The sequence below is a fragment of the Vibrio sp. J383 genome (genome assembly GCF_023503985.1).
GTDB classification, from domain to species: Bacteria; Pseudomonadota; Gammaproteobacteria; order Enterobacterales; family Vibrionaceae; genus Vibrio; species Vibrio splendidus.
The window spans coordinates 433,877-459,905 of sequence record NZ_CP097294.1 but is presented as its reverse complement, the minus strand read 5'-3'; the positions used below and the strand labels follow the sequence as shown (position 1 = coordinate 459,905).

General features: G+C 46.6%; 27 protein-coding genes and 1 pseudogene. 22 read left to right on the top strand and 6 right to left on the bottom strand.

The features are described 5' to 3' along the window. The first annotated feature begins 37 nt into the window (after nucleotides 1–37). The 5 genes from M4S28_RS18685 to M4S28_RS18665 are packed head-to-tail and all read left to right on the top strand — an operon-like array spanning nucleotide 38 to nucleotide 4,313. On the top strand, nucleotides 38–958 hold the full coding sequence (locus M4S28_RS18685; RefSeq protein WP_102445559.1) for an alkaline phosphatase family protein: 921 nt from the start codon (nucleotides 38–40) through the stop codon (nucleotides 956–958). Continuing rightward, nucleotides 955–1,848 carry an ABC transporter permease gene (locus M4S28_RS18680; protein WP_249633479.1) on the top strand — a complete coding sequence of 298 codons (894 nt, stop codon included), beginning with the start codon at nucleotides 955–957 and terminating at the stop codon, nucleotides 1,846–1,848. The genes M4S28_RS18685 and M4S28_RS18680 overlap by 4 nt, the downstream gene beginning before the upstream one ends. Continuing rightward, entirely contained in the window at nucleotides 1,848–2,633 is a 786-nt protein-coding gene (locus M4S28_RS18675; RefSeq protein WP_102502129.1) for an ABC transporter permease, read from the top strand. Before M4S28_RS18680 ends, M4S28_RS18675 begins: the two co-directional genes overlap by 1 nt. Next, nucleotides 2,633–3,652: an ABC transporter ATP-binding protein gene (locus M4S28_RS18670; protein WP_004732593.1), complete on the top strand. Its 1,020-nt coding sequence runs from the start codon at nucleotides 2,633–2,635 to the stop codon at nucleotides 3,650–3,652. The genes M4S28_RS18675 and M4S28_RS18670 overlap by 1 nt, the downstream gene beginning before the upstream one ends. Nucleotide 3,653: 1 nt before the next feature. Further along, nucleotides 3,654–4,313, top strand: coding sequence for an HAD family hydrolase (locus M4S28_RS18665; RefSeq protein WP_249633478.1), 660 nt, complete (start codon nucleotides 3,654–3,656; stop codon nucleotides 4,311–4,313). Nucleotides 4,314–4,407: 94 nt separating this feature from the next. Here M4S28_RS18665 and M4S28_RS18660 read toward each other — a convergent pair. Further along, nucleotides 4,408–4,590, bottom strand: a pseudogene (locus M4S28_RS18660) (hypothetical protein). An 83-nt stretch (nucleotides 4,591–4,673) separates the two neighbouring features. Here M4S28_RS18660 and hppD point away from each other — a divergent pair. The 4 genes from hppD to maiA are packed head-to-tail and all read left to right on the top strand — an operon-like array spanning nucleotide 4,674 to nucleotide 8,673. After that, the gene (gene hppD / locus M4S28_RS18655; RefSeq protein ID WP_017091952.1) at nucleotides 4,674–5,747 is read left to right on the top strand and encodes a 4-hydroxyphenylpyruvate dioxygenase; all 1,074 of its coding nucleotides are present in this window, start codon (nucleotides 4,674–4,676) and stop codon (nucleotides 5,745–5,747) included. Further along, on the top strand, nucleotides 5,740–6,900 hold the full coding sequence (locus tag M4S28_RS18650; protein WP_076667470.1) for a homogentisate 1,2-dioxygenase: 1,161 nt from the start codon (nucleotides 5,740–5,742) through the stop codon (nucleotides 6,898–6,900). The genes hppD and M4S28_RS18650 overlap by 8 nt, the downstream gene beginning before the upstream one ends. Before the next feature lie 9 nt (nucleotides 6,901–6,909). After that, complete coding sequence (locus tag M4S28_RS18645) at nucleotides 6,910–7,947, top strand: fumarylacetoacetate hydrolase family protein (protein WP_249633477.1); 1,038 nt, start codon at nucleotides 6,910–6,912, stop codon at nucleotides 7,945–7,947. A gap of 21 nt (nucleotides 7,948–7,968) precedes the next feature. Next, complete coding sequence (gene maiA, locus M4S28_RS18640; protein WP_249633476.1) at nucleotides 7,969–8,673, top strand: maleylacetoacetate isomerase; 705 nt, start codon at nucleotides 7,969–7,971, stop codon at nucleotides 8,671–8,673. 234 nt (nucleotides 8,674–8,907) lie between these two features. Here the strand turns inward: maiA and M4S28_RS18635 are convergent, their stop codons facing one another. Continuing rightward, a complete protein-coding gene (locus tag M4S28_RS18635) occupies nucleotides 8,908–9,837 on the bottom strand; it encodes a carbamate kinase (RefSeq protein WP_249633475.1) in 930 nt (309 codons plus the stop codon). 609 nt (nucleotides 9,838–10,446) lie between these two features. Further along, on the bottom strand, nucleotides 10,447–12,498 hold the full coding sequence (locus M4S28_RS18630; protein WP_249633474.1) for an acetoacetate--CoA ligase: 2,052 nt from the start codon (nucleotides 12,496–12,498) through the stop codon (nucleotides 10,447–10,449). 199 nt (nucleotides 12,499–12,697) lie between these two features. On the opposite strand from M4S28_RS18630, the gene phhA reads away from it, so the two are divergent. The 4 genes from phhA (at nucleotide 12,698) to M4S28_RS18610 (ending at nucleotide 15,128) form a co-directional block, all read left to right on the top strand. Further along, nucleotides 12,698–13,492: a phenylalanine 4-monooxygenase gene (gene phhA / locus M4S28_RS18625; RefSeq protein ID WP_017094167.1), complete on the top strand. Its 795-nt coding sequence runs from the start codon at nucleotides 12,698–12,700 to the stop codon at nucleotides 13,490–13,492. Next, nucleotides 13,482–13,820 carry a 4a-hydroxytetrahydrobiopterin dehydratase gene (locus M4S28_RS18620; protein ID WP_017084970.1) on the top strand — a complete coding sequence of 113 codons (339 nt, stop codon included), beginning with the start codon at nucleotides 13,482–13,484 and terminating at the stop codon, nucleotides 13,818–13,820. The genes phhA and M4S28_RS18620 overlap by 11 nt, the downstream gene beginning before the upstream one ends. Nucleotides 13,821–14,105: 285 nt before the next feature. Continuing rightward, complete coding sequence (locus M4S28_RS18615; protein WP_004732615.1) at nucleotides 14,106–14,315, top strand: DUF3283 family protein; 210 nt, start codon at nucleotides 14,106–14,108, stop codon at nucleotides 14,313–14,315. Nucleotides 14,316–14,411: 96 nt separating this feature from the next. Next, nucleotides 14,412–15,128, top strand: coding sequence for a YebC/PmpR family DNA-binding transcriptional regulator (locus M4S28_RS18610; RefSeq protein WP_004732617.1), 717 nt, complete (start codon nucleotides 14,412–14,414; stop codon nucleotides 15,126–15,128). A gap of 177 nt (nucleotides 15,129–15,305) precedes the next feature. On the opposite strand, the gene M4S28_RS18605 is transcribed toward M4S28_RS18610, so the two are convergent. Beyond that, nucleotides 15,306–15,557, bottom strand: coding sequence for a DUF2798 domain-containing protein (locus M4S28_RS18605; protein ID WP_249633473.1), 252 nt, complete (start codon nucleotides 15,555–15,557; stop codon nucleotides 15,306–15,308). 84 nt (nucleotides 15,558–15,641) lie between these two features. Here M4S28_RS18605 and M4S28_RS18600 point away from each other — a divergent pair, with 84 nt between their 5' ends. Together M4S28_RS18600 and M4S28_RS18595 are read left to right on the top strand one after the other, a co-directional pair. After that, nucleotides 15,642–16,544, top strand: a complete 903-nt coding sequence (locus tag M4S28_RS18600; RefSeq protein WP_249633472.1) for a LysR family transcriptional regulator — start codon at nucleotides 15,642–15,644, stop codon at nucleotides 16,542–16,544. Nucleotides 16,545–16,556: 12 nt separating this feature from the next. Further along, complete coding sequence (locus M4S28_RS18595; RefSeq protein WP_050052652.1) at nucleotides 16,557–17,432, top strand: NAD(P)-dependent oxidoreductase; 876 nt, start codon at nucleotides 16,557–16,559, stop codon at nucleotides 17,430–17,432. 170 nt (nucleotides 17,433–17,602) lie between these two features. Here M4S28_RS18595 and M4S28_RS18590 read toward each other — a convergent pair whose 3' ends face one another. Both M4S28_RS18590 and M4S28_RS18585 read right to left on the bottom strand, forming a co-directional pair. Continuing rightward, entirely contained in the window at nucleotides 17,603–17,959 is a 357-nt protein-coding gene (locus tag M4S28_RS18590; protein WP_004732643.1) for a nuclear transport factor 2 family protein, read from the bottom strand. A gap of 44 nt (nucleotides 17,960–18,003) precedes the next feature. Beyond that, a complete protein-coding gene (locus tag M4S28_RS18585; protein WP_231903074.1) occupies nucleotides 18,004–18,810 on the bottom strand; it encodes a DMT family transporter in 807 nt (268 codons plus the stop codon). 208 nt (nucleotides 18,811–19,018) lie between these two features. On the opposite strand from M4S28_RS18585, the gene M4S28_RS18580 reads away from it, so the two are divergent. From M4S28_RS18580 to M4S28_RS18550, 7 genes are all read left to right on the top strand, one after another. Further along, complete coding sequence (locus M4S28_RS18580) at nucleotides 19,019–19,912, top strand: LysR family transcriptional regulator (protein WP_249633471.1); 894 nt, start codon at nucleotides 19,019–19,021, stop codon at nucleotides 19,910–19,912. Nucleotides 19,913–20,114: 202 nt separating this feature from the next. Beyond that, nucleotides 20,115–20,795 carry a hypothetical protein gene (locus M4S28_RS18575; protein ID WP_249633470.1) on the top strand — a complete coding sequence of 227 codons (681 nt, stop codon included), beginning with the start codon at nucleotides 20,115–20,117 and terminating at the stop codon, nucleotides 20,793–20,795. 87 nt (nucleotides 20,796–20,882) lie between these two features. After that, complete coding sequence (locus tag M4S28_RS18570) at nucleotides 20,883–21,581, top strand: ABC transporter ATP-binding protein (RefSeq protein WP_102462082.1); 699 nt, start codon at nucleotides 20,883–20,885, stop codon at nucleotides 21,579–21,581. Beyond that, nucleotides 21,569–22,867 carry an ABC transporter permease gene (locus M4S28_RS18565; RefSeq protein ID WP_249633469.1) on the top strand — a complete coding sequence of 433 codons (1,299 nt, stop codon included), beginning with the start codon at nucleotides 21,569–21,571 and terminating at the stop codon, nucleotides 22,865–22,867. Before M4S28_RS18570 ends, M4S28_RS18565 begins: the two co-directional genes overlap by 13 nt. Beyond that, a complete protein-coding gene (locus M4S28_RS18560; protein ID WP_249633468.1) occupies nucleotides 22,860–23,636 on the top strand; it encodes an outer membrane lipoprotein-sorting protein in 777 nt (258 codons plus the stop codon). The genes M4S28_RS18565 and M4S28_RS18560 overlap by 8 nt, the downstream gene beginning before the upstream one ends. Nucleotides 23,637–23,645: 9 nt before the next feature. Next, on the top strand, nucleotides 23,646–24,938 hold the full coding sequence (locus M4S28_RS18555; RefSeq protein ID WP_249633467.1) for a hypothetical protein: 1,293 nt from the start codon (nucleotides 23,646–23,648) through the stop codon (nucleotides 24,936–24,938). Further along, nucleotides 24,938–25,972 carry a sensor histidine kinase gene (locus tag M4S28_RS18550; RefSeq protein WP_249633466.1) on the top strand — a complete coding sequence of 345 codons (1,035 nt, stop codon included), beginning with the start codon at nucleotides 24,938–24,940 and terminating at the stop codon, nucleotides 25,970–25,972. The genes M4S28_RS18555 and M4S28_RS18550 overlap by 1 nt, the downstream gene beginning before the upstream one ends. The last annotated feature ends 57 nt before the right edge of the window (nucleotides 25,973–26,029 follow it).

The window sequence follows — 26,029 nt, the reverse complement described above, 5'->3', positions numbered from 1 at the left end:
GGGGTGGCTTATAGAAACAAGCAATAGAGAATAGACCATGAGCAATAAGGTTATCCTTGTTGTTCTAGATGGACTGAACTATCAGGTAGCCCGTGATTGCATGGGCTACCTGAACGGTCTTCTAGAGCAAAGTGATATGTATGAGAAACAGGGCGATTTGCAGACAAAACAGGGCGATTCGTACAATAACCAAGGCGATTTGCGTAATAAACAGAGCACTTCGCAGAGCACGCAAAAAAATAAGCTGCGCGCCACGCTTTACCCTGTGCAGTGCGAGCTGCCGTCTATGTCACGTCCACTGTATGAGTGCATTTTAACTGGGGTTCGCCCTGTCGAGAGTGGCATCGTCAACAATCAAATTGTGCGTTTGTCGAATCACGAGTCGATCTTTAGCTTGGCTAAATCGCAGGGCAAGGTGACGGCTGCAGCGGCCTATCATTGGGTGAGCGAGTTGTATAACCGAGCGCCATTTGATGCGGTCCGTGACCGTTTTACCAACGACGAAACCATGAATATCCAGCATGGTTGTTTTTACCACTGGGACCACTACCCAGATGAAGCCTTGTTCTTGGATGCAGAGCACCTGCGCGTGACTCATCAGCCTGATTTTTTGCTGATTCATCCAATGAACATTGACGATATTGGACACAAGCATGGGTTGGATTCTCGCCAGTACCGCAATAGTGCACGTGGCGCGGATATCTACCTGTCGAACTACCTTGAGAAATGGGTAGACGATGGTTATCAAGTGATCATTACCAGTGACCATGGCATGAACAATGACTTGTCTCACGGTGGTATTCTGCCTGAAGAGCGTGAAGTGCCTTTCTTTGTGATTGGCGATAAGTTCACACACCAAGAGTGTTCAGTGAAACAGACCGATATCTGCGGCAGCGTGTGTCAGTTACTCAACCTTGAACACGATAAATCTTACACTCAGGAATTGTTGGCCCTATGAGCAGTTCTGTAATCACGCAGAGCGATGGCTCTGCGCTTCAACCCAAAACCAAATCTTGGTTCAAACGCTTCAAGCCCGCTTTGTGGCTTGCGCCTTTCGCGCTGTTTTTCTATCTGTTCCAACTGGCTCCCATGGTTTGGGTGCTGATCAACAGCTTCTTCTATGACGATGAGCTCTCTCTAGAAAACTATTCTGAAGTGTTCGATTCTGCCTTTATGATGCAGGCTTTTGGCAACAGTTTATGGTTGTCGATTTGGTCGAGCATTGTTGGTTTAGCGATTGCGACTCTGCTCGTTTCTTCATTGCGCCGCGTTGATTCTAAAATCCGCGATGCGGTGATTGCCTTCACCAATATGAGCAGCAACTTCTCTGGTGTGCCTTTGTCGTTCGCATTCATCATTATCTTGGGCACTAATGGGGCGATCACCTTATTGCTCAAGCAGTATGGATTGCTGGGTGATTTTGACCTGTACGGCAAGTGGGGCTTGCTGGCGATTTATATTTATTTCCAGATCCCATTAGCGGTGTTGTTGCTGTATCCAGCGTTCGATGCCTTAAGTGACGATTGGCAAGCCGCCTCTGCACTGCTTGGTGCGAAAACTTGGCAATACTGGACCAAAATCGCGCTGCCTGTGTTATCTCCAGCCTTGTTTGGCACCTTCATCATCTTGATTGCCAATGCGGTTGGCGCGTATGCGAGCGTGTATGCGTTGACCTCAGGAAACTACAACGTGATTACGATTCGAATCGCGAGCTTGGTATCGGGCGACTTGTTCTTAGAGCCAAACCTAGCTGCAGCAATTTCCGTGATTTTGATGGCGATGCTGGCCTTCATCACTGTGATTAACCAATGGCTGATCAGCAAAAGCTACGCAGGGAAGAGAAAGTAATGAACACCGTAAATACTCGCTTTCACAAAACGGTTGTCTATTCGATTGTCGGCATCATGATGATCCCGATCTTAGCGACCTTTATCTACTCGATCTCTTCTCGATGGGGCGCGACGATCTTGCCTGATGGTTTCACTCTGGATTGGTACATCAACTTGCTAACAGATCCTCGCTTCTTACAAGCCTTTGGTCGTTCACTGTTTATCTGTGTCGCTGCGTTGTCACTGAGTGTGGTGTTGGTTCTGCCTGCGATTTTCGTGGTGTTTTACTATTTTCCGAAACTCGACAAGGTGATGAATATCCTGATCTTATTGCCGTTCGCCGTGCCGCCGGTGGTGTCATCGGTGGGTTTGCTTCAACTGTATGCTGATAGTGAAATTTCCTTGATAGGCACGCCGTGGATTTTGATTGGCACCTACTTCACCATCGCGCTGCCATTCATGTATCGCGCGATTTCCAACAGCTTTGAAGCGATCAACCTGCACGACTTGATGGACGCAGCACACCTACTCGGTGCAAGCACCACCAAGGCGTTCTTGTTGATTATTCTGCCAAACCTTAAGAAAGGCTTAATGGCGTCGCTGTTCTTGTCGTTCTCGTTCCTATTGGGCGAGTTCGTGTTCGCCAACATCTTGGTGGGTACACGTTACGAGACACTGCAAATCTACCTATACAACATGCGTCAAACCAGCGGCCACTTCACGTCAGCCTTAGTGATGACGTACTTCCTGTTTATTTTCTTACTGACTTGGTTGGCAAGTCGTTTCAGCCAGGGAACAAAATAATGAGCTATGTAAATGCGAAAAACCTCACCAAGCGTTTTGGTGACAACACGGTGTTTGAAGACATTGAATTTTCCATCGAGAAGGGCGAATTCATCACGCTGCTTGGCCCGAGTGGCTGTGGTAAATCAACGCTGCTGCGCAGCTTGGCAGGTTTGAATCCGGTCGATGGTGGCGAAATCTGGGTGAATGGCGAAGAGATTACTCACCAAGTGCCGCAACAGCGTGGCATCGGCATGGTGTTTCAATCTTATGCGCTGTTCCCGAACATGACGGTTGAGGGGAATATTGCGTTTGGCCTCAAGATGAAAAAGCTTGCTGCTGATGAGATTAAGCGTGAAGTCGCGAAAGTGATTGGGCTGGTGGACTTAACGGGCAAAGAGAAGTTCTACCCGCATCAGTTATCGGGCGGTCAGCGCCAACGTGTGGCCTTGGCAAGAGCTTTGGTGGTGAAGCCGCGTATTTTGTTGTTGGATGAGCCGCTTTCTGCACTGGATGCTAAGATCCGTAAACACCTACGCCAACAGATCCGAGATATTCAAAAAGAGATGAATCTGACCACGATCTTCGTGACTCATGATCAGGAGGAAGCGATGATCATGTCTGACCGTATCTTCTTGATGAACAAAGGCGAGATCGTACAAGCAGGTACACCCGAAGAGATCTACACTCAACCAGCCAATGAATTTGTGGCTGGGTTCATGGGTCACTACAATCTGGTGCAAGCGAACAAAGCCAAGCAACTTTTCAATATTGAAACAGAGTGGAAAGTGGCGATTCGACCTGAGTCTATCTACGTGAAAGAGCAAGGTCGACAATATGGCGAACATATCTCCGCGCCGAAAACGGGCACCATTCGCAACCACCAGCTCTTGGGTAACGTGATTCGCTACCAAGTGGACGTTGATGAGTGTGAATTAACGGTCGACCTACTTAACCGTTCTTCTGAACGATTGTTGGCCAATGGCAGTCAACTTGAACTCCTGTTTAACCTTAACGAAATTCAACCTGTGAGAGCCTAAGATGTTCAAACCTTTGTATGTATTTGATATGGACGAAACGCTGATCAATGCTGATGCAGCAATGCTTTGGAATGAGTTCTTGGTTGAAAAGGGCATTGCCACAGCGCCCAACTTTATTGAAGAAGATAAGCGCTTAATGGGCTTGTATTCGGAAGGCAAACTGAACATGGAAGATTACCTCACGTTTTCCATGCAGCCTTTGGCCGATATGCCAACAGAGCAAGTCACCGCATTGGTGGAAGAGTGTGTTGAACAGCATATTTTGCCTAGACAGTTCAAGCAGTCGAAACCCTTGATTGAGCAGCTTGAGAATGATGATATCGACATGTTGATCATCTCTGCCAGCGTGACTTTCTTGGTGGAAGCGGTGGGTCGCAAGATTGGTATCGAGAATGCACTCGGTATTGATTTGATTGAAAACCAAGGCCATTTTACTTCTCAAATATCAGGTGTGCCAAGCTACCGTGAAGGCAAAGTCACCCGTTTAAAAGAGTGGTTAGACAATCAAGAAACTAACTACTCAGACATTCACTTTTATACCGATTCAATCAACGACTTACCTTTGTGTGAACACGCTGATTTTGCTTACTTGGTGAATCCATGCCCGCGTTTGAAAGCACTGGCTGATCAACCGAATTGGTCGATTCTCAACTGGGATTAACGCAAATTTTCAATTCGAATTAGGTTCGCTCTAGAACTCATCAAGCCGCTGACGACAGCGGCTTTTTTGCATCATCAGTCTAATGTTCGATTTATTACCTTAGCTGACAAAAGGATAGATGTAACAATTCAATAACATCTCTTGCTCTGCTGTAAATCAAACCACCATCTTTCAATCCCTTGATAGCACTCACTTTCCTGCCTTAGTTGTCTGTGTGTAACAAATATTTTACAAGTTGACGGGTTTTCATCGAAATTGCCCATTTTCCTCCATCCATTCCATTATTTCCGCTTGTGGGCCAAATTTAATTAAGGGCAAAAATCACGTAATACAAAACCAATAGGTACAAGGAGAAAGTTCATGGTGGATACATACAACCCGCTTGGCACGGATGGATTCGAGTTTGTTGAATACACGGCCGTTGACCACAAGGGAATTGAGCAACTTAAAGCACTGTTTGTGTCACTTGGTTTTGCTGAGGTCGCCAAGCATCGCTCAAAAGAGGCTTGGCTGTATCGACAAGGTGACATCAACTTCATCGTTAATGAACAGCCACACAGCCAAGCGGAAGCGTTCGCTAAAGTGCATGGGCCATCGGTGTGCGGCATGGCCTTTCGTGTCAACGAAGCAACAGCTGCAATGGAACAAGCGTTTAAGGGCGGTGGTGAAGAGTACAAAACAGAAATAGGGCCGATGGAGCTGAGTATTCCTGCCATTTACGGCATCGGTGAAAGCCTGCTCTATTTTGTGGATCGTTATGGCAAGCAGAGCATCTATGACGTCGATTTCCGATTCTATGACGATGCGGAACAACGCATGGCCGAAGCCAATGTTGGCTTGTATGAAATCGACCATCTCACGCACAACGTGAAACAAGGCAATATGGATGTATGGTCTGGGTTCTATGAGCGTCTTGGCAACTTCCGCGAGATTCGCTACTTCGACATTGAAGGCAAGCTGACAGGCCTTGTGAGCCGCGCCATGACCTCACCGTGTGGCAAAATCCGAATTCCAATCAATGAGTCTTCCGACGACAAATCACAAATCGAAGAGTTTATTCGCGAATACAACGGCGAAGGCATCCAACACATCGCACTCGCCACAGATGACATCTACAAAACCGTGAAGACTCTGCGTGATCGCGGTATGGACTTTATGCCAACCCCAGATACCTATTATGAGAAAGTTGATGATCGTGTGAAAGGCCACGGTGAAGATACCGATCTGCTGCGCGACCTACGCGTTCTGATTGATGGCGCACCGACCAAAGATGGCATCTTACTGCAAATTTTCACGCAGACGGTAATCGGGCCTGTGTTCTTTGAAATCATTCAGCGTAAAGGCAACGAAGGCTTTGGCGAAGGCAACTTCAAGGCGCTGTTTGAATCGATTGAAGAGGACCAGATTCGTCGAGGAGTATTAGACGATGCATAAATGGATCTCGTTTCCTCATCGGGAGGGGGTGTGCTCTAAACAAGCGCATGCCGACTTCCCCGAAGAGGCAATTTATGAGCGAGAGGCGGGCCGAAGTGGATTCTTCGGCCCTGCCGCTCATTTTCATCACCAACATGCCCCAACAGGTTGGTCGGAGTGGGAGGGCGATCTGCGCCCTCGCGCTTTTGATTTTACGCTGGTGGAAAAAGCCAGCCAGATAACCCCTTGGGCGGTGCCTCATCTTTTGCACAATGCGGACTGCAAAATTCGTGTGTGGCGCATGGATGAGAAGATGGATTTCTTAGTGCGTAATTCCGACGGTGATGAGCTGCTGTTCATTCACCAAGGTAGCGCCGATCTCTATTGTGACTATGGTCATCTAGCGGTGAGTGAAGGGGATTACGTGATGATCCCGCGCTCAACCAACTGGCGTTTAGAGCCAAGTGAGCCGATGTTCATCTTGATGATTGAGAACACAGACGCGGCTTACTCCCTGCCAGAGAAAGGCATGGTCGGTAATCACGCGGTGTTTGATCCGGCGGTGCTCGACATCCCTTCAATCAATGATCAATTTCGCGCTCAGTATTCGGAAAACCAGACTCAGGTTCAGGTAAAACGTCACGACAAAGTCAGCGTGATCACCTATCCGTTCAATCCATTGGATGCAATTGGTTGGCACGGCGACTTAGCTGTGGTGAAAGTGAATTGGCGCGATATTAGACCGTTGATGTCACATCGCTACCACTTGCCACCTTCTGCGCATACGACGTTTGTTGGCGCAGGCTTTGTGGTGTGCACCTTTGTACCGCGACCGATTGAGAGCGATCCAGGTGCATTGAAAGTGCCGTTTTACCACAACAATGATGACTACGACGAAGTGCTGTTCTATCACGCTGGTGACTTCTTCAGTCGCGACAATATTGAAGCGGGCATGGTGACTTTCCACCCTGCGGGCTTCACGCATGGGCCTCACCCTAAAGCCTTTAAGGCAGGTCAGGCGCATAAGAAGAAGTTTACCGATGAAGTTGCGGTGATGATCGATACTCGCCATGCACTGCAGTTCTCTGATGAACTCGATAGCGTTGAAAACAAAGAATATGTCTACAGTTGGCAAGACTCTGGTTTGAAAGAAATGGCTGACGATAAGAAATAAGGGACAAGGATGAAATTAGCAACCAAGAAAAATGGCACTCGCGATGGTCTATTGATGGTCGTGAGTAAAGATCTCAAACAGTGCGTAGCTGCCACCGAAATCTTCCACGCGATGCACCTTGCACCCACCATGCAGGTGGCTTTGGATAACTGGGACAGCGTTGTTTCTCAGTTACAAGAGTTATACACCTCGTTAAACAACGGGCATGTGACTGGCAGTGAAGTGTTTGCCACTCAGTATTGTGAATCGCCATTGCCACGCGCTTATCAATGGGCGGATGGCAGCGCGTATGTCAACCACGTTGAACTGGTGCGTAAGGCGCGTGGTGCTGAAATGCCAGAAAGCTTCTGGGTCGATCCTTTAATGTACCAAGGCGGCTCAGATGCGTTTATCGGCCCGCGTGACAATATTGAATTTGTTAGCGACGAATGGGGCATCGATTTCGAGGGTGAAGTCGCGGTTGTCACCGGTGATGTACCGATGGGTGCTAGCGCCAAGCAAGCGCATGATTCGATTCGTCTGCTGATGTTGGTGAACGATGTGTCGCTGCGTGGCTTGATTCCGGCAGAGCTTGCTAAGGGCTTTGGCTTCTTCCAATCTAAACCGTCTTCGGCGTTCTCTCCGGTCGCTGTGACACCTGATGAGTTTGGTGAACAATGGAAAGGCAGCAAGGTGCATTTACCGTTGATATCGACCTACAACGACCAACCTTTTGGTTGTCCGAATGCGGGCGTCGATATGACTTTCAATTTTGCCGAACTAGTTGTGCATGCAGCGAAAACTCGACCATTATCGGCAGGCGCGATCATAGGTTCAGGCACGGTATCGAATAAGCAAGGCACTGACCACGGCACCTCAATTGCCGAGGGCGGCGTGGGTTATTCATGCATAGCTGAAGTTCGTATGATTGAGACCATCCGTGATGGTAAGCCTTCGACTCAATTCATGTCGTTTGGTGACTCGATCAAGCTTGAGATGTTTGATGCTGCAGGTCATTCTATTTTTGGCGCGATAGACCAAAAAGTGAGCCAGTATCGAGCGCTATAATCCACATAATAGGATTTCTATATGAGCGAGAGCATCGTGAACAAGAGCATTATACTTTACGGTTACTGGCGCTCTTCCGCTGCCTATCGAGTGCGTATTGGATTAAACTTAAAGCAACTCAGCTATGAGTCTAAATCGGTGCACTTGGTGCGCAATGGCGGCGAGCAGCATGATCCACAATATCGCGATCTCAATGCCAGTGAATTAGTGCCGGTGCTGGTGGATGGTGACGTTCAGCTCAATCAATCGCTGGTTATTCTTCAATATCTCGATGAGCACTATTTGTGTGTGAGCAGCCGAGAAGCCTCGATAATCCCTGAGCAAACACCACTGCGCTATCAAGCGCTGGCAATGGCTCAGGACATTGCGATGGAAATTCATCCTCTTAATAATCTACGTGTGTTGCAGTATTTGGAGCGAGAATTATCATGCGGGCAAGAGGCTAAAATGGATTGGATTCACTATTGGATGAGCCAAGGGTTTTCAGCGTTAGAAGAGAAGCTGGCGAAGCACAGAAAAGCACATGGAGATTCAGTGTATAGCCTCACGGATGCGCCTTGCATCGTCGATATCTGCTTAGTGCCACAAGTCTATAATGCACTGCGTTTTGATGTTGATATGTCGTCTTATCCGCTGATTAACTCGATTGTCGAAGCGTGTAATCAGTTACCCGCTTTTATTGATGCGATGCCAGAGAACCAAGCGGATGCGAATGCACCGATGTGAACGTATTGAATTGTTTTTTATGAACTGGAAACGTTATTTGGATGAAGTCTCGTTATAATTACGCTTTGGTATATTTAAAGATATTATGTATTCATTCTTTTCAGGTTTAATTTCTAATTTTATGAATATTTATCTCATCTAGCATTAAACGGTCCTAATAAAATAAGCCTCATTATAATTAAATAAGAGGCTTGTAATATAATTTATATTAGTAGTATTTATCACTCGATAAGGTTAGTAATAAACAATACCTTCGCCTTTCGTAATCAGAGTACCAGCTTCATTGGTAATTATTTTATCTAAATCAAATAATGAACCAATCGCCGCATTACCCAATCCAGCTTCAACGAATTTACACACGGCATCAATTTTTGGCCCCATAGAACCAGCAGGGAACGAAAATTCTGCTAAACCAGCAGGCGTTGCTTGCTTCATTTCTGCTTGGTCTTCTTTACCATAGTTACGGTAAATCGAACCATCGGTTAAGATAATAAATAGGTCAGCATGGATTTTTTCAGCCAGTAATTCAGCCGTAAGATCTTTGTCGATTACGCACTCTACGCCAGTACTCTTACCCTGTTCAATACTCACGGGAACACCGCCGCCGCCACAAGCGATAACAAGGTTTTCTGTATCTAGAAGTGTTTCAATTTGCTGTATTTCAACAATGCTTTTTGGCATAGGAGAAGGCACAACGCGTCGGTAGTACTCGCCATCTGCTTTAAACTGCATTGTGCTTTGAGCCATTAACTCTTTAGCTCGTTGCTCTGTATATACAGGCCCAACAAATTTTGTCGGGTTAGCAAACGCAGGGTCTTTTTTGCATACTTCAGTTTGCGTGACTAGCGTCGCTACGTCTAATTCAGGGTCAATGTTTCTTAGCTCTTGTTGTAACATGTAGCCCACCATGCCACAGGTTTGAGAGCCGAGTACATCCATTGGGTATGGGGTAGTCTCTGGCGAATATTCGCTATAAGCCGCGTTTTGTTCCATCAACAAACCTACTTGTGGGCCATTACCATGAACGATAACAATCTCATGCTCGCGTGCGATTGCAGCAATACTCGCCGCTGATTTGATTATATTTTCACGTTGGTTCTCAGCCGTTAATGCTTGTCCTCTTGCTAAAAGAGCGTTACCGCCTAAAGCTAATACTATCCGCATGATAATGATCTCCGATCATTTAATAATGATTTTATTTATTTTACGTAGGGATTAACCGCTTGTTTCTAATTAAATTCAAGCTTATTAATAACAATGACTATGTTTTTTAATTACTCTTAAGTAATTAACATGCCGAGATAGTATGGGAAAATAACCGTTCTAAATGTGATAGCTATCAAATTATCATTTCACTAGAAATAGAGCTGTGGAAACGGTAATTATTATAATTCGATTAAATATCCATAAGCTGGGATACAATCCAGTGGTGGACTCTTTTTTTGTATAAATGATTCGTCTTTAGTGAATATTATCTCAGCCCAAAAAATGAATAATTTAACATTTTTGTTTTAAATATGACGTTCAGATCTCATTAAGAACTTTAGAAACGGTACGGGGCAAAACTGAGGCAAGGGTTCACGAGCTTAAAGAGTAGTTTCGATTCGGTTTTTATTGGCAAATCAAGGGCTGCTTAAAGTGTTCAGTGTTTAATGCTTCTCCCGTTGCTTTCTTCACTCAGTCATCGGTTTTCAATCGGCTGCCTTTACTTCAGATGTTATCTGACAGCCAAGTGAAAAGTGGAGATAGCTTGCTACGTTCTAGGCCTAATCGCTAAAGCGACACAACGCGCTTTATCTCTTCCAAGACCTCGGCGTTAGCGATAGCCCCGAGGTTTTCTACACTCTTGCCATTGATCACCTGTTTCACTGCTAGCTCCACAAGCTTGCCCGACCGTGTTTTTGGCACATCGCTGATCGCAAATATCTGGCTTGGCACGTGTCTTGGTGAACAAGAGGATTTGAGTTTGCTTTTGATGGCTGTCAGTAACTCATCATCTAGATCCACACCTTGTTGTAGTTGAACAAACAGCCATATCTGTTCGTTGCGGTCGATGTCCTTACCGACTGCGATAGAATCAACTATGCCGTCAATGGTGTTCACTTGTTGATAGATCTCAGCGGTACCAATTCGCACGCCACCAGGGTTGAGTGTGGTGTCGCCTCGCCCGTAGAACAGGTAGCCGCCATGTTCGCTCTGTGCGACTTCATCACCGTGATGCCACACATTATCGAATCTATCCCAATAAGTGCTGTGATAGCGCTCTCCGGTGTCATTCCAGAAGCCTACAGGAAAGTTGGGTAAGGAATTGGTGCACACCAGTTCGCCGCGTTCGTGATTGACCTTTTGACCAGACGAATTGAACACTTTGATGTCGACTCCAAGCCCTGCCTGTTGGCACTCACCGCGATACACAGGCGAGATTGGGTTACCCAAAACAAAGCAGCCACAAATATCCGTGCCACCAGAAATGGACGCTAAATGCAGGTCTTGTTTGATGTGCATGTAGACGTAATCGAACTGCTCTGGGTAGAGCACTGAACCGGTCGAGCACAGTGTTCTTAATTTAGGAAGGTTGTGACTGTCGATCGGTGAGAGCTCCGCTTTCTCAATCGCTTCTAGGTACTTGGCTGAGGTGCCAAATGTCGATACATCAGCTCGCTGCGCTAAATCCCACAGAACGTTAGGTTGCGGATAAACTGGGCTGCCATCAAAGATGACCAAACAAGCCCCGCTGGCGAGTGCAGAGACGTGCCAGTTCCACATCATCCAGCCACAAGTGGTGTAATAGAACACGCGATCGTTGGGCTTTATATCGCAATGAAGTTGATGCTCTTTTAGGTGATTGATGATGGTGCCGCCAACAGAATGCACAATGCACTTTGGCTTGCCCGTTGTGCCGGAAGAGTAGAGTACAAACAGAGGTTCATTGAAGTTCACACGAGTGAATCGAAGAGGTTTTGGCTGATAGTGATTAATGATGCTGTGCCAGCTTTGGGTTAACACATTGTGTTCAACGTTGTTCTTCTCTAAATGACTCTTCTCTAAATCGCTCTTATCTAAATCATTGTTCGGTTTCAAGTAACTGATCTGACACACCTGTTTTAATTCGTTTAAGTGTTCGATGATTTCACGGTTCTTGTCCGTCATATCGAACATTTTGCCATTGAAGGTGTAACCGTCACAGGTGAACAACACTTTGGGTTTCACTTGGCCAAATCGCTCAATCACACTCTCGACGCCAAAGTCAGGTGAGGTTGATGTCCAAATCGCCCCCAAGCTGGTGGTCGCTAGCATTGCGACCACGGTTTGTGGCAGATAAGGGGTATAAGCGGCAACTACATCACCTTGCTCCACGCCACAATCCAGGAGCCACTGTTGAACACTAGAGACAGCTTCACACAGGGTTTTCCATGTATAACTCTGTTGTTCGCCACGCTCATTCTCAAACCAAATCGCACGTTCATCCGGAATCTCTTGCGCCAAACGCAGCAAATTTTCGGCGTAGTTTACTTGCGCATTCGGAAACCAAACCGCATCGCGATTCGATTTAGGCTGCTGCCAGCGGCTCTCGCCTTGAATGTTGATGCGCTCGCCTTGTGCTTTATTAATACAGTCTTGCGAGCCGACCATTCCACAAAACTGCCATACGTTCTGCCAAAACAACTCTGGATGTTCCACAGACCATTGATGAAGCTCCGCGTAGTTTTTCAATTCCCGCTCGAGTACGCCCTGCTGATCAAGGCTATCCATGAATCGGGTCACGTTGGCTTGTGCTATACGCTGCTCACTAGGTTGCCAAATTGGCTTATTGCTTTCGTGCATTCCTTTACCTTTAACAAAAAGTTAACGTTTTCAGTCTGGTATTTAGGTTTTACAAAGTCAAAAGATCAGCAAAATAAGGGGTTGTCGAAATTGTGTAAATAAAATGTTACATGATCGCTTGTTTCGAAAAATCGCGCAAATTGGCGGATATAAGGAGTGGAGATAGGCTTAAAGGGAGACATTCGAAAGGAGGTGTGTAATGACTCAATATCATTCTAAGCCCGTGAGCCAAGAGGGATGGGTTGAGTGGAGCCTCGAAGAAGACGCCATTTGGCACGACTTAGTGAAAAGGCAACTGGACGTTATTAATGACCGCGCATGCGATGCCTATTTGCACGGTTTGACCCTGCTGGATCTGCCATTAGACAGAGTTCCCCAGCTTCCAGAGATAAACAAAGTGCTAATGGAAACAACAGGTTGGCAGGTACAGCCTGTGCCAGCGTTGATCGATTTCGACCGTTTCTTTGATTTACTCGCCAATAAGAAATTCCCAGTTGCGACATTTCTGAGAACACGAGACGAGTTCGATTACTTACAAGAACCTGATTTCTTTCATGAAATTTTCGGTCACTGTGCCATGCTCACCAATACCGATTTTGCGACATTCACTGAGCACTACGGCAAACTAGGCCAAGCAGCTACACCTAAACAGCGTGCGTATCTTGCCCGTTTGTATTGGTTTACGGTCGAGTTCGGTTTAGTAAAAGAAGGCGATAGGCTGAAAATCTATGGCGGTGGCATTCTTTCGTCTCCGGCGGAAACCATGTATGCGTTGGAAGGGGACTTGGCCGTTCGTGAGCGGTTCGATCTGCAAACGGTTTTAAGAACCCCTTATCGCATCGACATCATACAACCGAAATATTACGTGATTGATGAGCTGTCTGAGCTCTTCAAAATCAGTCAGGAAAACCTATTGCAGCAAGCTGATCTCGCGATAGACGAGGGATTACTACCACCACTTTTTGAACCTAAGGAACCAACACATGTTGAATGAACAAAAATGCGAAGCCTGCAGTATCGATGCAATTTCTCTTAATAAAGATGACCAACAATCTTTACTGTTGGAGTTGTCTGATTGGCAGATCATCGAAAGAGACGGCATCCCACAACTTGAGAAGGTGTTTAAGTTTAAGAACTACAAACAAGCATGGGCATTCAGCAACAAAGTGTCAGAGTTAGCAGAAGAAGAATTCCATCACCCTTCGATCTTATTGGAATGGGGCAAAGTCACCGTCACCTGGTGGAGCCACTCAATCAAAGGCCTGCACAAGAATGACTTCATCTGCGCCTCACGCTGCGATGTGTTTGCGGTGAGTGAGTAGCCTTTTTGGGTATAGATGAGGCTTTTTTCCGACCTCTGTGATGTGATTATCTTATTATTCGGCTCATAAGGTGAGTCGAATAAGCGCTTAAACGGCTCATGGTATGAGTTGAATAAGCGATACTTTCGTATCATTGGGCGTAACTTCTCCCAAAGTAGCTTGACCTGCATCAGCGACTTGCTGCTTTCTCGTCCGACAACCCCCACTATTGCTCATAGTATTGGTTTTATGAGGCTGCTCTATGATATATTTCTCGGCCAAGCGTATTACAGACGAAGGCTAATAATGTCTATCAACCTTTCACTCCTTCCACCCAGCGAGAAAAATAAAATCGAACTGGATAAGCAAGCATCGTTTCTTGTATGGAAACTGAAGCAAGCGAAATGTGGCCCTGAAGCCATTGTTGAAGAAGCAATGAAGCTAGGTGATCCTGAAGAAAAGGCTTGGTTTGATCAGTCTGTTGAAAAATACAAACGAGTAATGGGTGTCGCATAAACGCAGACAAACCTTACCCAGCAAAGCTGTTGAATTGAAATGACGCAGTAATTTGCTAGAATTTGCACCGTTAATTGAATCAGAGAGAAGATCCCGATGGGAAGAAGTTTTGAAGTGCGCAAGGCCTCAATGGCGAAAACTGCAGGCGCAAAAATTAAAGTTTATTCTAAATACGGTAAAGAGATTTACGTACTGGCTAAGAACGGTAGCTCTGACCCAGACATGAACTTACCTCTTAAGCACCTGATTGCTAAAGCGAAGAAAGACCAAGTACCCGCTCACGTTATCGACAAAGCGATCGATAAAGCGAACGGCGGCGGCGGTGAAGACTTCCAACCAGCTCGTTACGAAGGTTTTGGCCCAGGTGGCACAAGCGTAATCGTTGACTGTTTAACAGACAACGGCAACCGTACTTTCCAAGACGTTCGCCAATGTTTCGTTAAGACTGGCGCGAAAATCGGTGTTGAAGGTACTGTTTCTCACATGTTCGCTCACCAAGCTGTATTCCAGTTTGCTGGTGAAGATGACGAGATCATCCTAGAAACGCTAATGATGGAAGACGTAGACGTAACTGACGTTGAGCTAGAAGACGGTGTTATCACTGTATTCGCTCCAACGACTGAGTTCTTCAAAACGAAGACTGCATTACACACTGCGTTCCCAGAGCTAACGCTAGACGTTGAGGAAATCACTTTCGTTCCTCAAACAACTACGCCAGTAGCTGAAGAAGATTCTGAGAAGTTCCAGAAGTTCTTAGACATGCTTGACGACTGTGATGACGTTCAGCAGGTTTACCACAACGCTGAGCTGTAATATCAATCATAATTGATAGCTTTGCTCTTGTGAGTAGAATGTAGAATACAAAAAACCGAGCCTAGTGCTCGGTTTTTTTATGGGAGTAATTCAGGCGTTTATCCATGAGCAGAGCTTTTTGAACGCATCTCTTTGATCGCAGAACCTAGGTCATAGCTCCTGAATATTAGCCCTTGATCATCGTTCCGTGATCTCAGGTTCGCAAAGCGTTCTCGGGCGACAAATCCATGCTGAGAGTTTTCTGATCAAAGGGAGCACGGTGAGGTTGAGCGTGATGGCACATGGCCAAGCAATGAAAAAGCTCTGCAGCCAGATTGGTGGCCACTCGTGGCTGAAGCCCATTTTGTAACCTGAGATAAGGCCAGACATAATCGTTGCCATGGTCAAGGAAGATAAAATCGCGGTGACCCAAAATTGTTTGTTGTTCATACTATGTTCTCCCGTGATTTTCTGTTGTTGATGAGATAAGGTTACATCTATCCATTAATGAGAAAAATAGGCACATATAGAAGTATGAATTCCATATTTGGAAACATTGATGATCTGTTCTTATTCTGTGCAGTGGTTGAAGAGGGTTCTTTGCTTTCGGCATCGAAACGTCTGCAATTGCCTGTGTCGACCATGTCGCGTCGGTTAACCGCATTGGAAGAGCGCCTGAATATTCGTCTTTTGGAAAAGAAAGGTCGAGAGTTGGTGGCCACTAAAGACGGTGAGGCGGCCTTTGCTGCACTGAGCAGTGGCATGGAGTCTATCCATCAAGGCTTTAATAGCTTGTTGGAAGAGCGTGATGCTATCCAAGGCAAGATTAAGCTCGCAGTACCTCATAACTTCTATAGTGGCTTTCTACGGTCGACAGTAGAGCAATTCCTCACTCAATATCCAAACGTTCAGCTCGATCTTACCCTGAGCCAACAACAGCTCATTCCGCAGACCGACCGTGATTTACTGATTACGTTTAAGATCTCGGATATGGAAGGCATGATTGCTCGTCCGCTTTTCAAGGCCAAACACGGATTTTTCGCGAGCCAAGAATATTTGGATTCGCGTGAAACAATAGAAAAGCCGGACGACCTGGAGCTGCAAGATTGGATTAATGTCGATGATGTGTTTGATATGCCGCTCTACAAATCCGACCGCTTAGAGCAGATGATCACGATTAAACCCAAGTTCATCGTCAACGATATTCATGCGGTGGCGGCCGCGGCGCAAAAAGGCTTGGGGCTCGCTTCATTGCCTTTTCGTCATGTATCCCCTGAGATGAATCTGATTCAAGTGCTCCCTGAGTACCATCGGGGTGATCGCCAAGCGTATTTAGTGTACAAAGAAAGAAAATATCAGCCAAAGGCTTTGACCCTGCTTATTGATGCATTGATTGAGAGTGTTCGATCTTTTCATAGCGATGACTCGGTCAAATAAAAGGAGAAAGAAATGAAAGTAAGTTTTATCGGGCTAGGCGTTATGGGCTTCCCAATGGCAGGCCACCTAGTCAAAGCCGGTTTTGAAGTAACGGTATTTAACCGCACTCACAGCAAAGCGCTAGACTGGGCTGATAAACACCAAGGTAAAGCGGCAGAATCTGTGGCTGAGTGCGTCGCAGAAGCTGACGTAGTATTAGTTTGTGTGGGCAACGATGACGATGTACGCAGCATGACAACCAGCGAAACAGGCGCATTGGCAGCAATGAAGCCAAACGCAATTCTTGTCGATCACACCACAACGTCGGCAGTTCTGTCTGAAGAGCTTGAAGTGGCAGCGAAGCAAGCCGGTATTCGCTTTATGGATGCACCAGTGTCTGGTGGTCAAGCGGGCGCAGAAAACGGCGTGTTAACCATCATGTGTGGTGGTGAACAAGCGCTTTTCAACGACCTTCAACCTGTATTCGAAGCTTACGGAAAATCGTCGGTTCTGATGGGTAAAGTCGGCCAAGGCCAACGCGCAAAAATGGTTAATCAGATCTGCATCGCGGGTGTATTGAACGGCTTATCTGAAGGCTTGGTACTTGCTGAAAAATCAGGTTTGGACATCCCAACTCTGGTTGATTGCCTGAAAAACGGCGCAGCTGGTTCATGGCAGATGGAAAACCGCGCAACCACAATGGCGCAAGACAAGTTCGATTTCGGTTTCGCGATTGATTGGATGATCAAAGACTTAGGCTTCTGTCTAGATGAAGCTGAACGCCAAGGTATCCAACTTCCACTGACTGAAAAGACCAACAACGCATACAAGGCACTGTCTGCCCAAGGACAAGGCCGCATGGATACATCAGTATTGATGAAAGCTGTGGTTGAAGAGACAAAGAAATAGAAAGAGTAATAGAAGCTTCGTTTAGATAACTAAAAATAGCCGCTGATTAGCGGCTATTTTTTTTGGGTTTGTGCTTTGGTGAATTCCCAGTCTTCATATAAAAGAATAGGTAAATTGCTAGCTCTGAGGCTCTCAATTTGGCAAACATGCTTACTTAAGGTTTGTCGGCATTACAATTCAGAGACATCCGCAAAGATTTTATATTGATGTATCAACCCCTGCTTAAAAGATAAGAAAGTCGCGAACTTAGCGGCATGCGCGCTGCCATTTAGGCGCACGTAATCCACCTGACCCTCACACGCAACCGTATCATCGTTTACGTAGATCCCAGAAAACGTATGTGTCATTGATTCAATTGATCCAAAGAACGCTGCGTTGACCGCTTCGACCGCTGGCTTTCCTACTACTGGTGCGGCGTTCGAAAAATGAAACGACACGTCATCATGCAGTAGTGCCATTAGGGCGTGGACATCCTTTTGGTCGACGATTTGATATAGATGTTTTGTCTGTTCGATTAATGGTGACATAGCAATTGCTCCTTTGAATTTGAACTATTTGGATTTGAACGAGATTAAGATTTAGCGTGATTAAATAAGTACAGGCTTATCAGCAACAGTATTACGGCTGCGATCAATTGCAGCGTTAATGGCTCGCCATACCACGTGATCCCAATGGAAACGCCGACGACGGTCACCACATTTCCCACTTGGCTAAAGCCCAGCCCATCGGTGATTCGCTGAAAACGAAACGTCAGTAAGTAACTGAGTGCTGATAAGCTTGCCATGAGCGCGAGTACGCCAGCTCCGTTTGGAATGAATTCACCATCGACCGCATGAGTAAACGGAAGCCATATCATGCTCTGTAGTGTCAGCATGCCAGCGGCTAGAACAATTGGATTGGCAAGAGGGGGGAACGCGCGACTGCGATAGACATTGCCAGCGGCTAAAAATATGGGTACGAGTAGCGCAATGGCCAGTGCTGACCAAGGGGATGACGTGTTCATTTGTGGTGACAAAGTCACAGAGAGTGCGGCAACGACCCCAACCATGATCCCGAGTACTTTTCGCCAGGTTAACGAGGAGCCTTGGAAAGGTAAGGTGAATAACAAGGTAAAGATGGGCGACAAAGTGACGAGTACACTGAACGTACTGGTATTGAGAGATTGTAGGGCATAGGTTGACGCCAGATTAGGAATTGCGACGCCCAGTAAACCAGCCCAAAGATAATAACGGTAATGCACCAATGCCGTTCGGTTGAGCTGACCTCGCATAACCAATAACGTCATCAACAATATAGCTGCACCTGCCATCGGTATAATCGCGACATCAATCGGTGGAATGCCAATGGTCACAGCATATTTGGCTAACGCAAAATTCACGGCGACAAGACTGCCAATGCTGACCACGTATAGCGGAGACTGGAATTGCCGACCGATACCATTAATGTGCCTTTTTTCCGCTGTCGGTTTTATCAGTGATTTCATGTCTTACTCTATTGTTGAAGTCGATGAAATCAGGATAAAAGACCTAGATTGATTAGAGAATAGGCTCTACACTCTCCACACTGTATCCAAATTAGCGACAATCATGCAGCACTTAGACGCTATTCCTTATTTCCTTGCGGTGGTAAAACAATCGAGCTTTGCGGGCGCAGCGCGTGAACTGGGCGTGTCACGTTCGGCGGTCAACAAGCGGGTGATCCAACTAGAGTCGAGTCTTGGAGTGCGTTTGCTGCATCGTACTACGCGCCAAGTATCGCTTACTGAATCTGGTGAGCAGTTTTATGATCACCTCACCAAAGCCAATTATTGGCTGCAGAAAGCTGAAGATGCAGCAACCAGTCAGCAAAATCAGGCAATTGGCACATTGCGGGTTAGTGCGCCAATGTCTTTTGGTCGTCTGGTATTAGCCCCTCTCATCCCACAATTTCTTAAACGCTACCCTCATATTCACATCGACATGACGATGGACGATGGTTACGTCGATATTGTCGAAGGAGGATATGACGTCGCGATTCGAGCTGGGGATTTAAATGACTCGAGTTTGGTGGCGAAGCGGTTAACCAGCGTCCGTAGCGTTATCTGCGCCTCGCCTACGTATTTTGATGAGAATGGTTTGTCGATCCCAACCGAGATCTGCGAACTCAGTGCACACAACGCTTTGCTCTATCGTCATACATCTGAGAGCGCCGAGTGGTTTTTTGGTCACCAAGATCAGGTGACCAGTGTTGTAGTGAAAGGCAATTACCGAGTCAACAACAGCGAAGCATTACTGTGTGCGACCCTTGCAGGGCTTGGGATCGCTAGGCTTCCCGACTTTATTGCTAATGCACCCATTCAGTCTGGGGAATTGCTGCCCTTGCTACCTAGCTATCTGATGCCAGAGAAAAATGTCTATGCATTGTTTCCTGAGCGAGATCCAATGCCCCTCAAACTACGATTGTTTATCGATTTCCTTGCAGATTCGCTCAATGATCGTTGAAAGTTTACGAAGTTGATAAGAGGCTTTAGGCGTACCTAGCCTTTTTATCCTTTCCTACTCGTGCTTTTTGTTTGGAGCTCCCACCACTCACGCCCCGATTCAACCATTCACTCCTCGTAATTACCATTCGTCGCATTGATAAAACTACATGACAAATTCTAGTTAACCTTTCAACGTCAACATTTGAAAGGGATTAGAAATCATGACTACTTCACACTCATTTAAATCAGGCTTTACCACTTCTCTGCTTAAGCGTTCATTACTGATTGCGCTTGTTTCTTTTGCACCGTCATTAGCTTTGGCTAACCCAAGCTCTGACGTGCTCGATATCTACAATCAAGCCGCGCAAGGCAATGAAGACCTGGTTGAGGTGGCTTATGAACGCCTTAATGACACGCTGCAAAAAGATGGCGCAACACCACTGACTTTGGTTTACCTAGGAAGCACAGAAACCCTGATGGGGCGTGATGCGTTCTTACCTTGGAACAAGATGAAGTATGTGGAAAAGGGTTTGTCGACCATTGATAAATCACTGGTGCTGCTTAAAGACGAAGACCAACCGATTCATGAGCAACCTCGTGTTCAAGGGCTGCCAGATTCTTACCTGACTCGCGCTATGGCTGCGGTGACTTACACCTCTCTGCCAGACATGTTTAACCATTTCGATCGTGGTTATGACTTGTTCCTCTCGTTACTCGCGGAAGATGATTTCCAACAACAACATTTCGCTGCGACCTCATGGATTTACCGTTACGCCATTACCGCATCGATTCGTGCTGAAGACTTCGAGCAAGCACAGGTGTGGCTTGAAACAATGGAAAGTACCGATGCCGGAAACATCGAGACCATGACAGCGAAGGCCCTAATAGCGAAAGCCAAGTAACAGTTGCCAAAGCCAAATAACAGCTGTGAAAGCTCAATTGCGGTTTACGAGAGCTTGATAATGGATTGGTAATAAGAGGACAACGAAATGATTGAATTTAAAGATATCGGCAAAGCATATGTCACGGGCGGTCAACGTGTTGATGCACTAAACGGGGTCGATGGACACATCCAACGTGGTGAAATGGTGGCGCTGTGCGGCCCGTCGGGTTCTGGCAAAAGCACACTTTTGAATATTTTGGGTTTGTTGGATATGGACTATCGAGGGCAGATCAACATTGATGGCCAGCCGTATCCGACAGAGCAAATCGCCGCTGCACGTTTTCGTCGTCAGTCGTTGGGTTTTGTGTTTCAGCGCTTCAATTTGGTTCCTGTAATGACGGCTCTTGAGAATGTAGCTTATCCATTGATGTTGAACCAATGCTCTAAGCAAGAACAGCAGACCAGAGCACAAGACATGTTAGAGCGTGTTGGGCTAGGGGATTACGTTCATCACCGACCAGACAACCTTTCAGGTGGCCAGCAACAACGTGTCGCGATAGCCAGAGCGCTGATTCATAACCCAAGCTTGGTGATTGCTGATGAGCCGACAGCCAGCTTAGACAGTCACACTGCGAACCTTGTGATCGATATCATGAAAGAGCTCGGCCACGAAATGGGCACGACTTTTATCGTCGCAACGCATGACCCAAGAATGGCGCAGCGTTGTGACAGAGTGATTGAGTTAATCGATGGAAAACTCGCTCCACAAGCCGCAACCACGGAGGCTATCTCATGGGCAAGTTAACACAAAGAATGAGCACGTTTTTGCTTCCTACCTCGGTGCGTTTGGCGTGGCTTAATTTATTGAGAAACGGTCGCCGCAGTTTGTTGTCGGTATTGATCATCGCGATTGCGGTGTTTGCATTGACCAGTGCGGGTGGCTATGGGCTTTACACTTATGAATCACTAAGAGAGTCGACGGCGCGTGATACTGGTCATCTCACTTTGAGCACGCCGGGTTATTTTGAACAAGACGAAGACATGCCGCTGAGCAATGGTCTCGATAATGTTCAAACACTAACCAAGAGCATCATTGGTGACAGTGACGTGCGTGGTGTGCAGCCGCGAGTCTACTTCAGCGGTTTGGTGTCTAACGGCAGCAAATCGACCATCTTTATGGGAACGGGCGTGAATGAGCGTGAGCTCGATATGAAAGGACCTTTCCTTGATGTGCGCAGCGGGCAAACCCTGTCGGATGTGAAATCCCCAAGATACGACAGTCAAGAGCCACAAGTAATGCTGGGAACTGACCTTGCTCGCAACCTCAAAGTTGCGGTTGGTGATTGGGTGACACTGCTTGCGACTACTAGTGATGGCGCTTTGAATGCCTTTGATTTTAAGGTGCAGGGCATCTACTCGACTGGGGTTCCTGAGCTGGATAAGCGTCAGCTGTATGTTCACATCACCGCAGCCCAAGAGCTTTTGGCCTCAGACAAAGTCAGTACCTTGTCGGTGTTCCTATTTGAAACAAGCAAGACTTCGACCGTTCAACAACGCATTCAATCGACTTTAGATCGAAATAGTGCGAGCCAAAGCGATCAAGGCACAGAGATCGAGATTACTCCGTGGCAAGATCGCGCGTTTTTCTACACTAAGGTTAAAGATCTATACGACCGGATCTTCGGCATCATGGGTGCTGTTATGGCATTGGTGGTATTCGTGTCTTTGTTTAACACCATGACCATGTCGGTGACCGAGCGCACTCGTGAAATTGGCACCTTGTCGGCACTCGGCAGTTACCCTTCTGAAATCGTGGCAGGCTTCTTAAAAGAGGCGGGATTACTGGCGGTGATTGGCAGTGCGATCGGTGCGTTAGTGAGTGGTTTAGTGTCGCTGTTATTGCTGGTAGTTGATATACAGATGCCGCCACCTCCAGGCAGAACCGAAGGTTACCCACTCAACATTTACTTCTCACTGGAATTAGTTGGTTACGCCACTTTAGGTGTGCTGACGATATGTTTGCTGGCTGCTTATTTCTCTGCTCGCAAAGGCGTGAATAAGCCAATCACGGAGGCGCTGGTTTATGTATAAGTTTACTCGTTTACTCACTGTTTTAGGTTCTGCATTGGTTCTAGTATCGACACCAAGCTGGGCTGTCGATTCGCAACAAGTCACAGAGATGATTGCCAAAGCTGATAGCTATCGTTTGGACAACGATAAAGCGTCTAAGGTGGTTTCCTTGGTGACGCTGTACCAAAACGATCAGCTTGATAAAACCCGCGAATACAATGTTTACACAAGGCCAAATCGAGAGTCGTTAGTGGTTTTCAAATCGGCCGTGGAAGCGGGACAAAAGATGCTGGTGATTGAAGACAATTATTGGCTGTTGATGCCGAAATCACGCAGACCAATTCGTATTACACCGATGCAAAAACTATTGGGTGAAGCCTCGGTTGGCGATATTTCGACCCTAACTTGGAGCGAAGATTACCAAGGTGAGTGGGTGACTCAGCAAGATATTGAGATGCCATCTGGCGAGCAGCAAAGTTCTCATCATCTTAAACTAACGGCGAAAACCAAAGGGGCAAGTTATCAATCGATTGACCTTTGGTTAACGTCAGATCGCGCGTTTCCTATCAAAGCCGATTTGTATCTGCGTTCAGGAAAGTTGGCAAAACAAGCGTGGTTTACAGAGGGTGTGCGTGATGGTTTACCCACAGTTGTGTCGATGACCTTGCTCGATAAGATTCAACCGAGCAAAAAGACCGTGATTGAATACAGTGAAATCAGCGAGCAAACCTTAGCGGATAAGTATTACAACCCCGCTTATCTGTCGCGTAACAGTGTGTCTGGATTGTAGGTGAGCGTTATGAAAGCCTCTCATTGCAAACACCACCTAAGCTCTTCAGTCACAGCCTTGCTTGCTTTGTGCTTTATGAACGACGCAACTCAGGCGGATGAGTTGAGCTTGGTCTGGGACTGGCAACTCAGTGCAGAAGCTGTTGAATCGAGAGAGTCGCCATTCAGCCCCTTACCATCTGATAATCGTCAGTCATTCAATGGCTTGCTGGATCTTGAGGTTGGATATGGCAATTGGCTTGGTCTGTTCGCAGTGAAAGCCAACGATATTCTAAGCAATAACCCTCAACAACATGACGCGAGCTTTGAATCGGAATTCATTGTGCGTGAGTTGTTTTGGCAAGGGGGTGTTGAGCTGTCGAATTCGGCGTTCGGTGACCATTACCTAGATGTCACGCTCGGTAAGGTTCGCCTTGATTGGGGCGTGGGTTATGGCTACCGACCTTTAGACATCATCAAGCCTTATCGACAAAACCCGGTGGGCATTGTCGCAGAAGAGGGCGCGGGTGTGGCTTCGGCGTCACTGTTCGATATGACAGGAGAATGGACACTGCTTTACAGTGATTCTTCGTGGACTTCTCAAGACGTAAATGAATTCGAAAAGCAGAACCAGCAACAAGGGTTTGGGGTGCGTCGTTACAACTTAGTGGGCGATCATGAGTATCAATGGGTCGCTTATTATGACGATGTGCGCCATGGCTTGCTTGGGATGAGTGTGATCTCGGTATTGAATCTCGCGTGGGAATTTCATGGCTCGGCAGTCTATCAACGCCAAAGTCTTGGCTACAGTCAGCCTCACTCAATGCTTAAACCGGTTTATCTAGAAGAGCAGGGAGAGGCTTATCAAGCGCTAGCCGGACTAACATGGGCCAATGACACAGGCCATAATGTGGTTCTGGAATACTGGTTTGATAGCCGAGCTTGGAGTCATTCTGAGTGGCAAAGCGCGATAGCGAGTGCTGAGTCTTTGTCAGTAAATCCGATGACAGCATCACTAGCAGGTTCTTACGCTCAAGGTTTTCAACATGCCAATTTGGTCCAACATAACATCATGTTTCACTGGTCTTTGGATTCAACAAATGGTTGGCTTGAAAATATCACGCCGACATTCGATGTTATGCTGTCTCCTCAAGACGGTGGTTTCATTGCAACGCAGTGGCTTAATTATCAGGCTTTAGACAATGGCGATTCATCGTTGGATTTGGAACTTGCTGCACGCTTTCTAGGCGGTAAAAGTGATTCTGCTTACGCCAACCTACCCGATAGTCATATGATTCTATTAAACATCAAAGGGCGATTTTAATGAACACTTCTTCAAACAGTCAGCTTTCATGGATTAAGAGCTTCACGCTGACGACCTTGTTTTGTTTTATCATTGCCGTCACCACTCAAACGATTTGGGGCGGAGACCTTGTGGTTAACCTCGCGATCAGTTTTGGCTTTGGCTACAGCGCCGTGGGTTCTTCTTTCATCTTAGTTAAGTTGTTCAAGAGAACATCCAGAACGCTTGAAGTGGGCATCTCAATGGTGTTCGCGATGACCTTTGGTACCTTGAATGCGCACTATTGGTTGAACGGATATTTTGGAGCCAATATCTCGGACCTTAAATCCGTGGTGTTGCTCGGTGTGATTTTCTGTTCGGTTTGCTATTACTATTTCTACACCCGAGAGCAGCAGTTACGTGCCGATAACGAATTGGAAGTGGCCAAGCGTCGTCAGGCAGACCAAGAAAAGGTTGTGGTGCTGAGTCAGCTTAAGCAACTGCAAAGCCAAATTGAACCGCACTTCTTGTTCAACACACTTGCGACCATCAATGTGTTGATTGAGAGTGACAGCGCGAAAGCCAAGTTGATGCTCGAAAAACTCACTGACTTATTGCGTGTGACTTTGAAAAACAGCCGCACTGAGCAATCGACCATCGCACAAGAGGTCGATTTGCTAGACGCTTATCTGAATATCCAAAAGATACGCTTGGGTGAGCGCTTAACGTTCTCGATTGAAACACACGAGATTAGCGATTTGCAGGTGATTCCCCCGTTCTTGATTCAACCCTTGGTCGAGAATGCACTCACACACGGTATTGAACCCAAAGCCGCTGGTGGCCAAGTGAATATCCGCATAGTTCAACAAGCACAGCAGCTAGAAATTGAAGTGTCCGATAATGGTGCGGGGTTGAAAACGCCTTCTGCGAATACGGGTCACGGTGTTGGGTTAAGCAATATTCGTCAAAGAATCGAAACCCTGTATGGTGATAAGGCGAGCCTAACGATTACTGAACACGCTGAAGGCGGGGTAGTCTCGACGATCTTGTTACCGTTGACTGATGCAGCCACCTAGAATTACAGATCAGAAAACACCGAGCAGTGACGCAAAATAGACGATTTACAGTGTGAA